This window comes from Bifidobacterium favimelis (genome assembly GCF_037963085.1).
Lineage (GTDB): Bacteria > Actinomycetota > Actinomycetes > Actinomycetales > Bifidobacteriaceae > Bombiscardovia > Bombiscardovia favimelis.
Window position 1 is genome coordinate 162256 of sequence record NZ_JBANDZ010000001.1, and the last position, 906, is coordinate 163161.

Annotated in this window: 1 protein-coding gene; it reads right to left on the reverse strand. The window is 67.9% G+C overall.

Annotation, left to right across the window (positions count from 1 at the left end; translation table 11 throughout):
* The coding region (locus V6584_RS00560) for an InlB B-repeat-containing protein (protein WP_340486096.1) at positions 1-906 on the reverse strand (906 nt) is incomplete at both ends.

Here is a 906-nt window from a genome sequence, read left to right on the forward strand (position 1 = left end):
CCGGGCGGTGGTGGTGTCGGGCGTCCAGTGGGCGGTGAGGGTCAGGTCCCGGGTGACGGGTTGGTCGAAGTCGTAGGCCTGGGTCCCGTCGTACCAGCCGTTGAACCGGTGGCCGTCCCTGGTGGGGTCGGCGGGCCTGGCGGCTTTCTGCCCGTCGGTGACCTGTTGGGGCGGGACGGGGGTGCCGCCGGCCGGGTCGAAGGTGACGGTGCGCATGGCCGGTGGCGCTGGCTCGTAGGTGTAGGTCAGGTGCTGGTCGGGTTGGGGGGTGCCGTTGAGGGTCCAGGAGATGGTCACGTCGGCCTGGCCTGCCGCGTGGGCGGGGGTGGCCGCCGTCCAGGAGCCGTCCCCCTGGGCCGTCAGGCCGGTGGCCGCCTGGCCGTCAAACTCCACACCCGTCAGCACAACCTCACCAGGGAAGATGACCCTGTTCAACTTGCTGTTGCCGCTGTGTCCCAGCTGGCCAAGGCCGCTGCCCCCCCAGGTGTAGAGGTTTCCGTCCGAGTTGATGGCCAGGGAATGGAATTCCCCGGTGCTGATCTGGGTCCAGGTGCCAACGTTGGCAGGTTTGACCGCCATGCCGGGGTTTTTGTCCGGCCCGTGGCTGTCGGTGTCGCGTCCCAGCTGGGCGGAACTGTTGCGTCCCCAGGTGTAGAGGTTCTCGTCGGAGCCGACTGCTACGGAGAAGTTGTCGCCCGCGCTGATCTTGGTCCAGGTGTCGATGCCGGCGGGTTTGGTCACCATGGCGGGGGTTGCGTCCTCATCGTCGCCTCCGGTGCCGCGTCCCAACTGGCCGAATTCGTTCCATCCCCAGGTGTAGAGGTTGCCGTTCGAGCCGATCGCCAAGGAATGGGCGTTTCCTGCGCTGACCTTGGTCCAGGTGTCGACGCCTGCGGGTTTGGCCAC